15 protein-coding genes are annotated in these 15,971 nt (G+C 66.0%); 11 read left to right on the forward strand and 4 right to left on the reverse strand.

What is annotated here, in order from left to right:
* Window positions 1–10 precede the first annotated feature (10 nt).
* Window positions 11–490: a tRNA (cytidine(34)-2'-O)-methyltransferase gene (locus RIB45_RS00190; protein WP_350047520.1), complete on the reverse strand. Its 480-nt coding sequence runs from the start codon at window positions 488–490 to the stop codon at window positions 11–13.
* Window positions 491–730: 240 nt separating this feature from the next.
* On the opposite strand from RIB45_RS00190, the gene petA reads away from it, so the two are divergent.
* Genes petA through RIB45_RS00205 form a run of 3 tightly spaced genes read left to right on the forward strand, consistent with a single transcriptional unit; the run spans window position 731 to window position 3,460 of the window.
* A complete protein-coding gene (gene petA, locus RIB45_RS00195) occupies window positions 731–1,282 on the forward strand; it encodes a ubiquinol-cytochrome c reductase iron-sulfur subunit (RefSeq protein ID WP_350047522.1) in 552 nt (183 codons plus the stop codon).
* A 13-nt stretch (window positions 1,283–1,295) separates the two neighbouring features.
* The gene (locus tag RIB45_RS00200; RefSeq protein ID WP_350047524.1) at window positions 1,296–2,609 is read left to right on the forward strand and encodes a cytochrome b; all 1,314 of its coding nucleotides are present in this window, start codon (window positions 1,296–1,298) and stop codon (window positions 2,607–2,609) included.
* Window positions 2,609–3,460 (forward strand): cytochrome c1, encoded by an 852-nt coding sequence (locus RIB45_RS00205; protein WP_350047526.1) that lies wholly within the window; start codon window positions 2,609–2,611, stop codon window positions 3,458–3,460. The genes RIB45_RS00200 and RIB45_RS00205 overlap by 1 nt, the downstream gene beginning before the upstream one ends.
* Before the next feature lie 306 nt (window positions 3,461–3,766).
* Here RIB45_RS00205 and secA read toward each other — a convergent pair whose 3' ends face one another.
* Window positions 3,767–6,592: a preprotein translocase subunit SecA gene (gene secA / locus RIB45_RS00210; RefSeq protein ID WP_350047528.1), complete on the reverse strand. Its 2,826-nt coding sequence runs from the start codon at window positions 6,590–6,592 to the stop codon at window positions 3,767–3,769.
* Between the two features lie 303 nt (window positions 6,593–6,895).
* Here secA and RIB45_RS00215 point away from each other — a divergent pair, with 303 nt between their 5' ends.
* Genes RIB45_RS00215 through RIB45_RS00225 form a run of 3 tightly spaced genes read left to right on the forward strand, consistent with a single transcriptional unit; the run spans window position 6,896 to window position 9,521 of the window.
* On the forward strand, window positions 6,896–7,756 hold the full coding sequence (locus tag RIB45_RS00215; RefSeq protein ID WP_350047530.1) for a peptidylprolyl isomerase: 861 nt from the start codon (window positions 6,896–6,898) through the stop codon (window positions 7,754–7,756).
* A gap of 57 nt (window positions 7,757–7,813) precedes the next feature.
* A complete protein-coding gene (gene argJ, locus RIB45_RS00220; RefSeq protein ID WP_350047532.1) occupies window positions 7,814–9,043 on the forward strand; it encodes a bifunctional glutamate N-acetyltransferase/amino-acid acetyltransferase ArgJ in 1,230 nt (409 codons plus the stop codon).
* 16 nt (window positions 9,044–9,059) lie between these two features.
* Window positions 9,060–9,521, forward strand: coding sequence for a (deoxy)nucleoside triphosphate pyrophosphohydrolase (locus RIB45_RS00225; RefSeq protein ID WP_350047774.1), 462 nt, complete (start codon window positions 9,060–9,062; stop codon window positions 9,519–9,521).
* Window positions 9,522–9,659: 138 nt separating this feature from the next.
* Here the strand turns inward: RIB45_RS00225 and RIB45_RS00230 are convergent, their stop codons facing one another.
* Window positions 9,660–10,127: a GatB/YqeY domain-containing protein gene (locus RIB45_RS00230; protein ID WP_350047534.1), complete on the reverse strand. Its 468-nt coding sequence runs from the start codon at window positions 10,125–10,127 to the stop codon at window positions 9,660–9,662.
* A gap of 223 nt (window positions 10,128–10,350) precedes the next feature.
* Here RIB45_RS00230 and carA point away from each other — a divergent pair, with 223 nt between their 5' ends.
* Window positions 10,351–11,532: a glutamine-hydrolyzing carbamoyl-phosphate synthase small subunit gene (gene carA, locus RIB45_RS00235; RefSeq protein WP_350047536.1), complete on the forward strand. Its 1,182-nt coding sequence runs from the start codon at window positions 10,351–10,353 to the stop codon at window positions 11,530–11,532.
* 198 nt (window positions 11,533–11,730) lie between these two features.
* On the opposite strand, the gene RIB45_RS00240 is transcribed toward carA, so the two are convergent.
* Window positions 11,731–12,249, reverse strand: coding sequence for a hemerythrin domain-containing protein (locus tag RIB45_RS00240; RefSeq protein WP_350047538.1), 519 nt, complete (start codon window positions 12,247–12,249; stop codon window positions 11,731–11,733).
* Between the two features lie 498 nt (window positions 12,250–12,747).
* Here RIB45_RS00240 and ccoN point away from each other — a divergent pair, with 498 nt between their 5' ends.
* From ccoN to ccoP, 4 genes are read left to right on the forward strand one after another with little or no spacing between them, the layout of a single operon-like run.
* A complete protein-coding gene (gene ccoN / locus RIB45_RS00245; RefSeq protein ID WP_350047776.1) occupies window positions 12,748–14,169 on the forward strand; it encodes a cytochrome-c oxidase, cbb3-type subunit I in 1,422 nt (473 codons plus the stop codon).
* A gap of 13 nt (window positions 14,170–14,182) precedes the next feature.
* Window positions 14,183–14,914, forward strand: coding sequence for a cytochrome-c oxidase, cbb3-type subunit II (ccoO, locus tag RIB45_RS00250; RefSeq protein ID WP_350047540.1), 732 nt, complete (start codon window positions 14,183–14,185; stop codon window positions 14,912–14,914).
* Window positions 14,915–14,927: 13 nt separating this feature from the next.
* Complete coding sequence (locus RIB45_RS00255) at window positions 14,928–15,086, forward strand: cbb3-type cytochrome c oxidase subunit 3 (RefSeq protein ID WP_350047542.1); 159 nt, start codon at window positions 14,928–14,930, stop codon at window positions 15,084–15,086.
* The gene (ccoP, locus tag RIB45_RS00260) at window positions 15,086–15,964 is read left to right on the forward strand and encodes a cytochrome-c oxidase, cbb3-type subunit III (RefSeq protein WP_350047544.1); all 879 of its coding nucleotides are present in this window, start codon (window positions 15,086–15,088) and stop codon (window positions 15,962–15,964) included. Before RIB45_RS00255 ends, ccoP begins: the two co-directional genes overlap by 1 nt.
* Window positions 15,965–15,971 lie beyond the last annotated feature (7 nt).

Here is a 15,971-nt window from a genome sequence, read left to right on the forward strand (position 1 = left end):
GGACGGCACTTTAATCCGCTTCGGGCGCGGCGGGAAAGCCGCCTGTTTGGCGCAACGCCTCGCCCAGCGCCATCGCCGCCGATTGCGCCACGTTGAGCGAGCGCAAGCCGGGGCGCATCGGGATCACGAGGCGCGCGTCGACGGCGTCGTGCACCCACGCCGGGACGCCGGCGCTTTCGCTGCCGAACAGCAGCACGTCGTCGGGTCTAAAGGCGAACTCGGTGTAAGGCGTCGCCCCCTTGGTGGTGAACAGCGCGACCCGGCGCCCGTCCATCGCCGCCTTGAAGGCGTCCCAATCGAGATGCCGCGTCAGATGGGCCTTGGCGATGTAGTCGAGGCCTGCGCGCCGCATCTTCGGGTCCGACCAGACGAAGCCGGCCGGCTCGATCACAGACAGCCCGACGCCCATGCAGGCCGCGAGACGCAGAATGGACCCGGCGTTCTGGGGGATGTCCGGCTGGTAGAGGGCGAGGTGCGGCGAAATGCTCATGGAATGAGGGGTTAGCCCGTCCAATCGCGACTTTGCAAGCCGATCTCCATCGGGTATAGGTGCGCCGGTTTGGGGCGGGGGCCCGGCCGCGATAGCTGTCAGCGCCTTGCGGCGTGTTGTCGCAAACCGGCTCGTCCCGCGGGCTTTGAACGCTAGATAAACGTTCGATCCGGCCCGAACGCTCTGATTTGTGAGTCTGCGGGCGGTTGGCCCGAAGCGGCAAGCTTAAGGGGATGACGGATGGCTGATGCGACCCAGCCCGACGGCGGCGATGACGCGAAGAGCGGACGCCGCGACTTTCTGAACTACCTGGCCGTGGCCACCGGCGCCGTCGGCGCCGGCGCGTTTCTGTGGCCGGTAATCGATTCGATGAACCCGTCGGCCGACGTGCTGGCGTTGGCCTCCATCGACGTCGATCTGAGCCCGGTCGAAACCGGCCAGGCGATCACCGTCATGTGGCGCGGCAAGCCGGTCTTCATCCGCCACCGGACGGAGGAGGAGGTTGAGGCCGCGCGCTCGGTCGAGGTCGCCGCCTTGCCCGACCCGCAGCCGGACGAGGAGCGGGTCCAGCAAGCCCCGTGGCTGGTGATGGTGGGCGTGTGCACGCATCTCGGCTGCATTCCGCTGGGCCAGAAGCCGAGCGATCCGAAGGGCGAGTTCGGCGGCTGGTTCTGCCCCTGCCACGGCTCGCACTACGACACCTCGGGTCGGATCCGCAAAGGCCCGGCGCCGTCCAACCTGCCGGTGCCTGGGTACGAGTTCACCTCCGAGACCGCGATCACGATCGGGTAGGGGATAGAAAGCCATGAGCAGCCAGTCCAAGCCCACTTTCAAGAACCCGGTGATCCGCTGGGTTGATTCCCGCCTGCCGGTGTTCAGCTACATGCACGCCGAATACGGCACCTTCCCGATGCCGAAGAACTTGAACTATTTCTGGAACTTCGGCGCGCTCGCGATGGTCACGTTGGTCGTGATGATCCTGACCGGCATCATGCTGGCGATGCAGTATACCGCGCATGTCGACCACGCCTTCAATTCGGTCGAGCGCATCATGCGCGACGTCAACTTCGGTTGGCTGTTGCGCTATGTGCACATGAACGGGGCCTCGATGTTCTTCATCGTGGTCTTCATCCACATTTTCCGCGGCATGTATTACGGCTCCTTCAAGCAGCCGCGCGAACTGCTCTGGATCCTGGGCGTCGTCATCCTGGTGCTGATGATGGGCACGGCCTTCATGGGCTACGTGCTGCCGTGGGGCCAGATGAGCTTCTGGGGGGCCACGGTCATCACCAACCTGTTCTCCGCGATCCCGGTCGTCGGCGACAGCATCGTGGTCTGGCTGTGGGGCGGCTACTCGGTCGACAACCCGACGCTCAACCGTTTCTTCGCGCTGCATTACCTGTTCCCCTTCATCATTCTGGGCGTGGTGATGCTGCACGTGGTCGCGCTGCATGTGACGAAGTCGAACAACCCGGACGGCATCGACGTCCGCGGTCCGCAGGACACCGTGCCCTTCCACCCGTACTTCACGGCGAAGGATTCGGTCGGTCTCGGCGTCTTCCTGATCGTCTTCGCCTTCTTCGTGTTCTTCGCGCCGAACTACATGGGCCACCCGGACAACTACATCCAGGCGGATCCGCTGGTCACCCCGGCGCATATCGTGCCCGAGTGGTACTTCCTCGGCTTCTATGCGATCCTGCGCTCGTTCACCGACGACTGGTGGTTCTTCAGCTGGTTCCTCAGCTGGATCATGGACGCCAAGCTGGCGGGCGTGCTGGCGATGTTCGGCGCGCTGGTGGTGCTGGCCCTGCTGCCGTGGCTCGACACCTCCAAGGTGCGCAGCAACCGCTATCGCCCGATCAACAAGTGGATCGTGATTTCGTTCGCGATCAACTTCGTGATCCTCAGCTGGGTCGGCGGCAAGCCGGCGGAAGAGCCTTACGTGTCGATCGCGCAGTGGACGACGCTGTACTACTTCTTCTCGCTGCTGGTGCTGACGCCGTTGGTCGGCTGGATGGAGCGTCCGCGCCCGCTCCCGGCGAGCATCTCCGAACCGGTTCTGAAGGCCGGCGGCGGCGGCATGGCCGGCGCGACGGCCGCGAAGATGGAGAAGTCGTAATGCGTAACGCGTTCAAAAGCGCTGGTCTCGTCGCCGCCGCAGCGGCGCTCGTCGGGACCCTCGGCTTCGCCCAGCCGGCCCAGGCCGCGGGCGAGGCCGCGAAGCCGCCGCAGATGGAGTGGTCCTGGACGGGGCCGTTCGGCACGTTCGATCGCGCCTCGGCCCAGCGCGGCCTGCAGGTCTACACCCAGGTCTGCGCCAGCTGCCACGGGCTGGAGCAGGTCGCCTACCGGAACTTGACCGACATCGGTTACACCGAAGACCAGGTGAAGGAGTTCGCGGCGCAGTTCGAGGTCGAGGACGGCCCGAACGAGTTCGGCGAGATGTTCTTCCGCCCGGCCGAGCCGTCGGACAAGTTCGTCAGTCCCTTCCCGAACGAGCAGGCGGCGCGTTCGGCCAACGGCGGCGCCTATCCGCCGGACCTGTCGCTGATCATCAAGAACCGCGCCCACGGCTTCGGCGGCATCGGGCAGAACTTCCTGGCGATGCTGCAGATCAAGGGCTTCTCGTCGGGTGCGGACTACATGCACGCGCTGCTCGGCCTCGGCTATGTCGACGCGCCGGAAGGCGTCGATCTGCTGCCCGGCCAGTGGTACAACGAGTACATGCCCGGCGGCGCGATCGCCATGCCGCCTCCGCTCTATCCTGACGGGGTGGAGTATGAGGACGGCACCGAGGCGACCGTCGAACAGCAGGCTTACGACGTGGCGACTTTCCTCGCCTGGGCGTCGGAGCCGAAGCTGGAGGAGCGCAAGCAGACCGGCGTGAAAGTGCTGATCTTCCTGGCGCTGTTCACGGGCCTGCTGATTGCGGTCAAGCGCCAGACCTGGGCGGACGTGAAGAAGCACTAAGCCCGGCTTTACGGCTGAAACGAGAAAGCCCGCCGACGGCGCCGTCGGCGGGCTTTTTTCTTTTCGGCGGTAGGCTGGCGGGTCCGGCTGGCGGGCCCCGCTGGCGAGAAGGGCGTCAGGCGGCTGAGTACCGTCATCTCGGCCCAAGAGCCGGGATAATCGGAGACCGAGCGAGGCGCCCATACCGGTTGGCCCGGCTCACGGCCGAGCCGACGATCCGCCCTTTCCTTTTCCGGTCGCCGGGAAAGGCGATCCGGTCAGACGCGCTCGGTTCCCGCGCCTCAGCGGGCGCGCGTCATCAGCCGCTCACGCCTTTCCGTGGCACTGCTTGAACTTTTTGCCCGATCCGCAGGGGCACTTCGCGTTGCGCGGGATTTTGCCCCAGGTCTGCGGATCGTTCGGGTCGAGCATGCGGCCCGTATCCTCATGCTTGACCCAGTGATCCGGGATTTCGGCCGGCGCCGGCGGGCGCTCCGCAGTCTGAACGCCGGCCCCTGTCGCAGCGGCGGCCGGGGCGCGCGCGGGCTCGACCGACGCGCCGCCGCCTGCGTTCGCCACGGCCTCAATATCGGCGTCGGCCGCCGGGTGCAGTTCTTGACGCCGCGCGGCGCTTGAGTCCTCGCGCGGCTGCAGCGCCTCGGGACCGCCCTCGACCCGCAGCTCGACATGGGCGAGAACGCTGGTCACCTGACTGCGCAGATTGGACAGCATCGCCTCGAACAGATCGAACGCCTCGGACTTGTATTCGTTCAAAGGGTCGCGCTGAGCGTAGGCGCGCAGACCGATGCCCTGGCGCAGGTGGTCGAGCTGCAGCAGATGATCCTTCCAGGCGTTGTCGAGCAGCTGGAGGAGCAGGCTGCGCTCCGCCATGCGCATGATTTCCGGCCCGTAATTCGCCGCCTTCTGCGCCATCTTCTCGTCGACCGCTTGGGCGATCCGCTCGCGCATCTCTTCGCGGCCGACGCCCTCTTCCTTGGCCCAGTCGGCGACCGGCAGATTCAGATTGAACAGCCGCAGGCATTCCTCATGCAAAGAGTCGATCTCCCACTGATCGGGGAGGGCCTGCTGCGGAATGGTGCGGGCGATCAGGTCGTCGATCGTCTCGGCGCGCATGTCCTTCACGGTCTCGGAGACGTCGTCGGCGCGCATCAGTTCGATGCGCTGCTCGAAGATGACCTTGCGCTGATCGTTCATGACGTCGTCGAACTTGAGAAGCTGCTTGCGCACCTCGAAGTTCCGCGCCTCGACCTTTTGCTGCGCCTTCTCAAGCGCCTTGTTGACCCACGGGTGGACGATCGCCTCGCCTTCTTCGATCCCCAGCTTGCCGAGCATGGAGTCCATCCGCTCAGAGCCGAAGATCCGCATCAGGTCGTCTTCCAAGCTGACGTAGAAGGTCGATGCGCCCGGATCGCCTTGACGACCGGACCGGCCGCGCAGCTGGTTGTCGATGCGCCGGCTCTCGTGACGTTCGGTGCCGATGACAAGCAGGCCGCCCGCCTCCAGCACTTTGTGGCGCTTGGCCTGGATGTCCTCGGCGATCTGCTTTTCGCGCGTCTCGCGCTCCGGCCCGTCGGGGACGTCGGCCAGCTCCTTCCAAACCCGCAGCTCGTAATTTCCGCCCAGCTGGATGTCGGTGCCTCGGCCGGCCATGTTGGTCGCGATGGTGATCCCGCCCGGCACGCCGGCCTCGCCGATGATGTAGGCTTCCTGCTCGTGATGGCGGGCGTTGAGGACGTTGTGCTTGAGGCCCGCCGTCTCGAGTTTGCGGGAAAAGTCCTCGGACTTCTCGATCGACACCGTGCCGACAAGCACCGGCTGGCCGCGCGAATGCGCTTCCTTGATCTGCTCGATCACGGCGGCGTCGCGTTCGGCTGAGGTTCGGTAGACCTCGTCGTCGAAATCCTTGCGCTGCATCGGCTTGTTGGTCGGCATTTCGACCACCTGCAGCTTATAGATCTCCTCAAACTCCCCCGCTTCCGTCATCGCCGTGCCGGTCATCCCGGCGAGCTTGGGATACATGCGGAAATAATTCTGGAAGGTGATGGACGCGAGCGTCTGGTTCTCCATCTGAACCTTGACGCCCTCCTTCGCCTCAAGCGCCTGATGCAGCCCGTCCGAGAAGCGCCGCCCCTCCATCATGCGGCCGGTGAACTCATCGATGATGACGACCTTGTCGTCCTTGACGATGTAATCCTTATCGCGCGTGAAGAGCAGACGCGCCTTCAGCGCCTGATTGACGTGGTGCACGACGCTTACGTGCTGGATGTCGTACAGGCCGCCTTCCTCGCTCAGCAGCTCCGTGTGCTCGCGCAGCAGGCGCTCCATATGCTCCTGGCCCTGTTCGGTCAGGGTGACGGAACGCTGCTTCTCGTCGATCTCGTAGTCGTCTTCCTGCAGGCTGGGAATCAGACGATCGACGGTGCGGTAGGTCTCGGAGCTGTCCTCGGTCGGTCCGGAAATGATCAGCGGCGTGCGCGCCTCGTCGATCAGGATCGAATCCACCTCGTCGACGATGGCGAAATTGAACTCGCGCTGGACCATCTGCTCCAGGCGGAACTTCAGATTGTCGCGCAGATAGTCGAAGCCGAACTCGTTGTTCGTGCCATAGGTGATGTCGCACGCGTAGGCCTGCTGGCGCTCCGGATCGGACAGGCCCGGGACGATCACCCCGACGCTCAGCCCCAAGAAATTGTAGATCTCGCCCATCCAGGCGGCGTCGCGCTTGGCGAGATAGTCGTTGACCGTCACGACATGGACGCCGCGGCCCGCCAGCGCGTTCAGATAAACGGCCAGCGTGGAGACGAGCGTCTTGCCCTCGCCCGTCTTCATTTCCGCGATCTTGCCCTGGTGGAGCACCACGCCGCCCATCAGCTGCACATCGAAATGGCGTTGGCCGAGCGTGCGTTTGGCCGCCTCGCGCACGGTGGCGAAGGCGTCGACCAGGATTTGATCCTCGCTCTCCCCGTCGGCCAGACGCTTGCGCAGCCAGTCGGTGCGCGCCTTCAAGCCCGCGTCGTCCAACGCCTCCATCTCCGGCTCAAGGGCGTTAATCGCCTCGACCTTCTTTTGGAGCGCTTTCAGTTCGCGGTCGTTGGCCGATCCGAATACGGATTTGAGCAGTCCGGAGAGCATCAAGTAATTCCGCCGTGAGCTAAGGGCTTGCGGTATGAAACGTGCGGGCGCCCGCCCTGCCCGCCGCCGCATTGACAGGGGCGCGATTTCATCGCTTGAAGCACATAAGGGGCGGGGGGCGCGCTGTCAACGACAGCCGCGGAACGCCGCGGGTTTCAGGCCGCCGTCAGGCGCCGCCGGCGGCTTGTGAAGCGGCGGCGAGTGTGGTTTCGTGCGCACGCTATATCGCTTAAGCCCGCGATCGCCGCGCGGCCGAGCCCGAACCCCGTCCCAAACCCCGTCCCGGACCCGAGGAGCCATCCGATGATCCGCACCGTCGCCGCCCTGATCCCCGCCCTGGCCCTCGCCGCGGGCTTGAGCGTCGCGGGCCCGTCGCCCGCCGCCGCGCAGAGTCTCGATCCGGCGCAGCCCGCCGCCGTGGTGGGCGGCGAAACGATCACGTTGGGCGAGGTGCGCGACGCCTATCGCAGCCTGCCGCAGCAATATCAGGCGCAAGGGTTCGGCGCGATCTACCCCTCGCTGGTCGAGAACCTCGTGCAGCAGAAGGTCTTGGAGCAGCGCGGCCGCGAAGCCGGCCTGGCGAGCGATCCCGAGGTCCAGGAGCGTCTGGCCGAGGTCGAGGGACGGATCATCGGCGACACCTACTTGAGCCGTGCGGTCGAGGACTCGCTGAGCGAGGAGCGATTGCGCGGGGAATATGAGCGCTGGCTGCAGCAAAATCCCCCGCGGGAAGAGGTGAAGGCCCGCCACATCCTGGTCGACACCAAGGAGCAGGCCGCCGATCTGATCCGTCAGATGGGCGACGGCGCGGACTTCGCGGCGCTGGCGCAGGAGCATTCGATGGGCCCGAGCGGCGCCCAAGGCGGGGATCTCGGCTGGTTCCAGCGCGGCCAGATGGTGCCCGCCTTCAATGACGCGGCCTTCGGGCTGGAGCCGAACACCTACACCGCCGAGCCGATTCAGACGGAGTTTGGCTGGCACGTGATTCTGGTCGAAGACAAACGCACGGTCGATCCGGCGAGCTTCGAGGAGATGCGCCCCCGCCTGGTCGCCGCGCTCGGCCAAGAGCGGGCGTTTCAGGTGGCCGACGAGATTGTCGACGAGGCGGAGGTGCAGCGCTTCGATCTGGACGGCGGCGAGATGGCGAAGCCGCAGCTGCAGTGAGCGCCGCGACGCGGCGGCCTTGATAAACGGGTTGGACGAGGGGGGAGCAGGCGGGCCATGACCGCGCGATCGCCGTTGGCGCCGAAGAGTTTTCCGAAACTGCCGCCGATCGACGGCGTCCGCCTGGGCGGCGCCTCGGCCGGGGTCAAATACAAGGGCAGGCCCGACCTGTTCATGGCCGAGTTGGCGCCCGGCACGGTGGTCGCCGGCGCGCTCACGCGCTCGCTCACCCGCTCCGCGCCGGTGGACTGGTGCGCGCAGGTGCTCAAGAAGGGCTCGGCGCGGGCGATTCTGGTCAACGCCGGCAACTCCAACGCCTTCACCGGGAAGGCGGGGATGGAGGCGGTGCGCGTCATGGTGGACGCCGCCGCCGAGGCGGTGGGCTGCAAGCCGAAGGAGGTGCTGGTCGCCTCGACCGGCGTGATCGGCGTCAAGCTGCCGGCCGACCGTATCTCCAAAGCAACGCCCAAACTGCATAAGAGCCTGAAAAGCGACGGCTGGAGCCGCGCCGCCCAGGCCATCCTGACGACCGACACCTTTCCCAAGGGCGCGAGCGCGAGCTGCACCATTGACGGCGTCCCGGTCACGATCGCGGGTTTCGCGAAGGGCTCCGGGATGATCGCGCCGGACATGGCGACCATGTTGGCGTTCCTCTTCACCGACGCCGCGATTCCCCAGGCCGTGCTGCAGAAGCTGACGACCAAGGCCGTCGACAAGAGCTTCAACTGCATGACCGTGGACGGCGACACCTCGACCAGCGACACGGTGCTGGTCGCCGCCACCGGCGCGGCTGGCAACAAGGCCCCGAAGAAGGCGTCCGACAAGGCGTTGAAGGGCTTCCGGGAGGCGTTGACCCAGGTCATGACGGACCTGGCCGTCCTTGTCGCGAAAGACGGCGAGGGAGCGCAGAAATTCATCACCGTCGACGTGACCGGCGCGGCCTCCGACAAGGCGGCTCGGCGCGTAGGCCTGTCGATCGCAAACTCCCCGCTGGTCAAGACCGCGATCGCCGGCGAGGACGCGAACTGGGGCCGCATCGTGATGGCTGTCGGCAAGGCGGGCGAGCGGGCCGATCGCGACCGGTTGACGGTCGCCATGGGCGGCGTCGTGATCGCCGAGAAGGGCGAAGGCGTCGCCGATTACGACGAGACCCCCGTCGCCGAACATCTCAAGGGCCGAGACGTGAAGATAGACGTCGATCTGGGGATCGGCCGCGGCAAGGCGCGGGTGTGGACCTGCGATCTGACCCACGGCTACATCGACATCAACGCCGACTACCGAACCTGAGGGCCCCGTGAGCGCGATGGACGAGCGCGAAATCCTGGACGGGTGTTGGCGGGCGGAAAGCCGCGAGGCGGGCCGGTCCGCGCCGATCGTTCTGGTGGCCGCCGCCGCGTTGGTCGACGCGGACGGCCGGGTTTTGATCGCCAAGCGCCCGGAGGGTAAGGCGATGGCCGGTCTGTGGGAGTTCCCCGGCGGCAAGATCGAGGCCGGCGAGACCCCGGAGGCGACGCTGATCCGCGAACTCAAGGAGGAGCTGGGGATCGAGACGCGCAGCAGCTGCCTCGCCCCCGTCGCTTTCGCCAGCCACGGCTATGACGATTTTCACCTGCTGATGCCGGTCTTCGCCTGCCGCGTCTGGGAGGGGGAGCCGCAGGCGTTGGAGCACGCCGATCTCGCCTGGGCGCCGCCGGCGCGCCTGCGCGACTATCCCATGCCGCCAGCCGACGAGCCGTTGATCGGACTGCTGCGCGACTTGCTGTAGGGCGCGCGCTCCAGGACGTCGGCCAGGGGCGCCCCCGCGAAGGCGGGGGGCTTGTCTCAGCAAGCGCCATCGCCAGTGCGGGCCTCGCGAGGTCCCCGCCTTCGCGGGGAGTCTGCGATGAGGGAAGGGGTCGACCTCTCAGCCGCCGAGCTTCTTCTTCACCAAACCCGACGCCTTGCTGAAATCCATGCGCCCGGCGTAGCGGCTGCGCAGCGCGGCCATGACCTTGCCCATTTCCTTGAGCGAGTCGGCGCCGAGCTCCGCGACCGTCTCGTCGACGGCGGACTGCATCTCGTCTTCGCTCATCTGCGTGGGAAGGAAGCGCCGGATGACGTCGATTTCGGCCTGTTCCTGCTCGGCGAGCTCAAGGCGGCCTCCTTGCTCGTACATGGCGATGGAGTCTTCGCGCTGCTTCACCATCGACTGCAGCATCTGCAAAATTTCGTCGTCGGTGATGCGCCCGTCAGCGCTCTTGCCGCGAGATGCGATGTCGCGGTCCTTCAGCGCCGCCAGGATCAGTCGCAGCGTCGAAATCGCCCGCTGATCCTTCGAGCGCATGGCCTCTTTCAAGGCCTCGTTCAGCTTGTCGCGCATGGTGTCGGCCATCCCGCCGGTCCTTCGCCTGCCCTAACGAAGATAAAAGGCCGCGTTGCATCCGCGGCCGGCGCAGCACGATATGGGAAAGCGGGCAGACGCGCAACAAAGGCGAAAGGGTTTAAGTGTCTGAAATAATTGAATTGTCGAAAAAGTGAGGCCGGGCGGGTCGGCTTGACCGCGCAAAACTCTTGCCGTATCTCTCCCACCGGCCCGACCGCTGGAGTTCTCTGCTATGACCGACGCCCCCGCCTATCCGCCGAAGCCTGACGGGGCGACGGCCGCTCTCGTGCTGGCCGACGGGACCGTCTTCTGGGGCCGCGGCGTCGGGGCGGCGACGACCAAGGTCGGCGAGGTCTGTTTCAACACCGCGATGACCGGCTATCAGGAGATCATGACCGACCCCTCCTACGCCGGACAGATCGTCACCTTCACCTTCCCGCACATCGGCAATGTCGGCGCCAATATGGAGGATGTCGAGACGACGACGCCGTCCGCCTGCGGCGCGGTCATTCGCGCAGACGTGACGGAGCCGTCGAACTTCCGCGCCGCCTCGCATCTCGACGGCTGGCTGAAGGCGCATGACCTGCCGGGGATCGCCGGCGTCGACACGCGCGCGCTGACCCGGCGCATCCGCGACCGGGGCGCCCCGAACGGGGCGCTGCAAGTCGCGCCCGACGGCGAGATCGATCCGGCGGCGCTGCATGCGCTGGCGCGCGACTGGCCCGGGCTTGAGGGCATGGACCTCGCCAAGGACGTCTCCTGCACGCAACCCTACGACTGGTCGGAGGGGATGTGGAGCCTCGGCTCCGGCTATGCGCCGGCGGGCGAGGCGCGTTTCCACGTCGTGGCCGTCGATTACGGAATCAAGCGCAACATCCTGCGCAATCTGACGGCGCTCGGCTGCACGGTCACCGTTCTGCCGGCGAGCGCGACGGCGGACGACGTGTTGCGCCGCAAGCCGGACGGCGTTTTCCTGTCGAACGGACCGGGCGATCCGGCGGCGACCGGCGCATACGCCGTCCCGATGATCCGGGAGGTGGTGCGATCGGGCGTTCCAACCTTCGGCATCTGCCTCGGCCATCAGATGTTGGCGCTGGCGCTGGGGGCGGAGACCGAGAAGATGCATCTCGGCCATCACGGCGCGAATCATCCGATCAAGGACCTGACCACCGGCAAGGTGGAGATCACCAGTCAGAATCACGGCTTCGTGGTCAAACGGGAGAGCCTGCCGGCCGAGGTCGAGGAGACGCATTTTTCGCTCTTCGACAAGTCGCTGGCCGGCATCCGTCTGAAGGGCAAGCCCGTCTTCTCGGTGCAGTACCACCCAGAGGCCTCGCCCGGCCCGCAAGACAGCCACTATCTCTTCAAGCGCTTCGTCGGGATGATGGAAGAGGCGAAGGTCGGCGCGTCCTGAGGGGCGCCTCTCGGCCCCACGTCCCGGTTTTCGGGGAGGGGGCGGCTCGCGGGCTAGGCGATGGGAAGGCCGGCGTTCCGGGCGCTCGGCAGGCCGAGCCGGGATCTCGCAGGATCCGCCCGCGCGCCGAGATCCCGGCTCTCCGCCGGGCTCCGGACGGGATCACAGGGTTTTTCCGATCAAGGACGCACGCCGGCCTCAGGTCGCCAGCGTCGCCTCCACCGGCGCGATCAGGTATTCGCGTTCGAAGGCGACATGCCGGCGCAGGGTCTCGAACAGCCCGCGCAACATGTAGCCGGTAATCTCCGAGCCGCGCCGATCGGTGCACAGGCCCCAGTCCAGCAGCGCCTCGGCCGCCTCCTCCGCAAAGCTCTCATCTTCCTGATGCTCGCCCAGAAGCCGGCGGACATTCTCTTCGAAGCGCGCCCGGCCGCCGCCGGCGACGGCGCGGGCCAGCGGAAAAAAGGTCTCCTCCTCAAAGCTGTGGGCCGCCCGCACCGTCGGCGCGAGCGCGCGCGCCACTTTTAGGCATTCCCGCACGTCCACGCGCTCGGGCAAGGAATCGGCGATCGCCTCCAACTCGTCGCACAAGCGCAGGATTCGCTCGTGGTGGGCGCGCATGATCTCGACGTTCTGGGCCACGGCGGCCCCGGGCCCGGCGACGACGGCGCCGTGCGGCGTCGTCTTGGCGTTGGTCTTGGGCGAGTGCTCGATCATGGCGTCCGTTCCGTCTTGCTGCGCGACAATTCGACGCTGTCAGTCCGCGCCCAGGCGCCGCGCGCCCCGCCGCGCCGGGAAATCCGGGCGATGCGGTCTCATCATGGCGACGGGCGCGCAGCTTTTCGTTGATCTCGATCAAGGAGCGATCCGACCGTATCGACCATAGTCCGCGGCACGAGGCGAGGGAGGAGTGTGTCCGCCGTCAGGCGGGGGAGAAGCGCTTCACTCTTCGAGATCAGAAACGGCCGCGAAGACCGGCCGCCTCAAGCGAGGACCAAAGAGATGAAACATGCTGCACAAGTGATCGCGGTGGCTGCGGCGGCGATCCTTGCCCTGTTCGGTGCGGCGTTCGGTCGGGACGAGCTGTTCCAGGCGCACGCCTGGATCCTGTTCTTCGTGCTGGTCGCGTCGTCCTATCTGCTGCTGCAACGCAAGACCTCCGCCGATCCGGCGCAGATCCCGCTTCGCGGCGGCGAAGGCGGCGCGACCGCCTATATGGACGGGCCGATCAAGTACGGCGCTGTGGCGACGGTGTTCTGGGGGATCGTCGGCTTCCTGGTCGGCGTCGTGATCGCCGCCCAGCTGGCCTGGCCGCAGCTCAACATCGAGCCCTACCTGAACTTCGGTCGGCTGCGTCCGCTGCACACCTCGGCGGTGATCTTCGCCTTCGGCGGCAATGCGCTGATCTGCACGAGCTTTTGGGTGGTGCAGCGAACCAGCCGCCAGCGGCTGTTCGGCGGCGATCTCGCCTGGTTCGTCTTCTGGGGCTATCAGCTCTTCATCATTCTGGCGGCCACCGGCTATCTGCTGGGCTCGACCCAGAGCCGCGAATACGCCGAACCGGAATGGTATGTGGATCTGTGGCTCACCATCGTCTGGGTCGCCTATCTGGTCGTGTTCCTCGGCACGATCATTCAACGGCGCGAGCCGCACATCTACGTCGCCAACTGGTTCTATCTCAGCTTCATCGTCACGGTGGCGATGCTGCACGTGGTGAACAATCTGGCGATCCCGGTTTCGCTGATGGGGACGAAAAGCTACTCCGCCTTCGCGGGCGTGCAGGACGCCTTGACCCAATGGTGGTACGGCCACAACGCGGTCGGCTTCTTCCTGACCGCCGGCTTCCTCGGCATGATGTACTACTTCATGCCGAAACAGGCGGAGCGGCCGGTCTATTCCTACCGATTGTCGATCGTCCACTTCTGGTCGCTGATCTTCCTCTACATCTGGGCGGGTCCGCATCACCTGCACTACACCGCGCTGCCAGACTGGGCGCAGACCTTGGGCATGGTGTTCTCGGTGATGCTGTGGATGCCCAGCTGGGGCGGCATGATCAACGGTCTGATGACGCTGTCGGGCGCCTGGGACAAGGTGCGCACCGACCCGCTGATCCGGATGATGGTGATCGCGCTGGCCTTCTACGGCATGTCGACCTTCGAAGGGCCGATGATGTCGATCAAGACGGTCAACTCCCTCAGCCACTACACCGACTGGACCATCGGGCACGTGCATTCCGGCGCGCTCGGCTGGGTCGGGATGATCTCCTTCGCGGCGATCTACTTCCTGATCCCGCGGCTGTTCGGCCGGCGTCAGCTCTACAGCCTGCGCATGGTGAACTGGCACTTCTGGCTGGCGACGCTGGGCATCGTGGTCTACGCGGCCGTGATGTGGGTTTCGGGCATCACCCAGGGTCTGATGTGGCGCGAGTACGACGATCAGGGCTTCCTGGTCTACTCCTTCGCGGAGACGGTTGCGGCCATGCATCCCTACTATGCGCTTCGGGTCTTCGGCGGTCTGCTCTACCTGGCGGGCGCCCTGGTCATGGCCTGGAACATCTACCAGACGATCCGCGGCAAGGAGCGGGAGGAGAAGCCGATGGTTTCCGCCGCCACCCACGCCGCGCAGCCGGCCGAGTAAGGAGGGCCACGTCATGGGGCTTATGGATAAGCATCAGAAGCTCGAGAAGAACGCCACACTGCTTCTCGCCGCGGCCTTCGTCACCGTCACCATCGGCGGCGTCGTAGAGATCGCACCCCTGTTCTACCTCGACAATACGATCGAGGAAGTCGACGGGGTGCGGCCCTACTCGCCGCTGGAGCTCAAGGGACGGGAGGTCTACGTCCGGGAGGGCTGCTACGTCTGCCACTCCCAGATGGTCCGCCCCTTCCGCGACGAGGTGGAGCGCTACGGCCACTACAGCCTCGCGGCTGAGTCGATGTACGACCGGCCGTTCCAGTGGGGCTCGAAGCGGACCGGGCCGGATCTTGCGCGCGTGGGCGACCGCTATTCCAACGAATGGCACGTCCAGCACATGATCGACCCGAAGTCGGTCGTGCCGGAATCGATCATGCCGCCCTACGGCTTCCTGCTGGACCGCGAGATCGATCCGGACGAGATCACCGATCACCTGGTCGCGAACCAGAGGCTCGGCGTCCCCTACACGGACGAGATGATCGAGAACGCCGCCGCCGATCTGGTCGCGCAGGCGACGGAAGACGGCGATTGGGACGGCGTCGAGAGCCGCTATCCCAAGGCCAAGCTCGGCGACTTCGACGGCGATCCGTCGCGGTTGACCGAGATGGACGCGATCATCGCCTATCTGCAGATGCTCGGCACGCTGGTCGATTTCTCGACCTATCAGGCCGAAGAGAACTTCCGCTAAGGGGGCCCGTTCGATGGATATCGACTACAACACCTTCCGTCATTTCGCGGACAGCTGGGGCCTTCTCTATCTGGTCGTGCTGTTCGTCGGCATCGTCGTCTTCACCTTCCGGCCGAGCGGCAAGAAGATCGCGAAGGACGCGGCCAACATTCCGCTGAAAGGTGACGAGTGATGAGCGACGACCACAAGAAGGAAATCGACGACGTAACCGGCGTCGAGACGACCGGCCACGAATGGGACGGCGTCAAGGAACTGAACAATCCGCTGCCGCGCTGGTGGGTGTGGATCTTCTACGCCACGATCGTCTTCTCGATCGGCTACATGATCTACTACCCGTCGATTCCGCTGATCAATTCGGCGACCGAGGGCGTCGGCGGCTACTCCAGCCGCGGCGAACTGCACAAGGCCTTGGACGAGGCCCAGGCGGAGAAGGCCGGCATGCTGCAGCAGTTGGCGGAGACCGAGGTGAGCGAAGTCCCCGCGAATGACGAGCTGATGCGCTTCGCCGCCGCGGGCGGCGAGTCCGCCTATAAGGTCTACTGCTCACAGTGCCACGGCTCCGGCGCGCAGGGCGGCTACGGCTATCCCAACCTGAACGATGACGCCTGGATCTGGGGCGGCGATCTCGAGGCGATCTACACCACGATCGCCCACGGCGTGCGACATGAAGAGGATCCGGACAGCCGGTTCTCCATGATGCCGTCCTTCGGGACGGATCAGATCCTGGACCGCGATCAGATCCGGGAGCTGGCCCATTACGTCCGGTCCCTCGCCGGGTTGGAGCACGACGCGCAGATGGCCTCGGCCGCGGCCGAGAACTACGAGATCAACTGCGCCAGCTGTCACGGGGCGGAGGGCGAGGGCATGACCGCGCTCGGCGCGCCGAACATCTCGGACGCCATCTGGCTGTACGGCGGCGACGTCGACCAGATCGCCGCGCAGATCTACGACCCGCAGCACGGCGTCATGCCGCCCTGGGTCGACCGGCTGGGAGAGACCACCGTCAAGCAGCTCACGCTGTACGTCCATTCCTTGGGCGGCGGCGAGTAGGGCGCGG

It is taken from the genome of Marivibrio sp. (assembly GCF_040218065.1).
GTDB lineage: Bacteria > Pseudomonadota > Alphaproteobacteria > UBA8366 > Aestuariispiraceae > Marivibrio.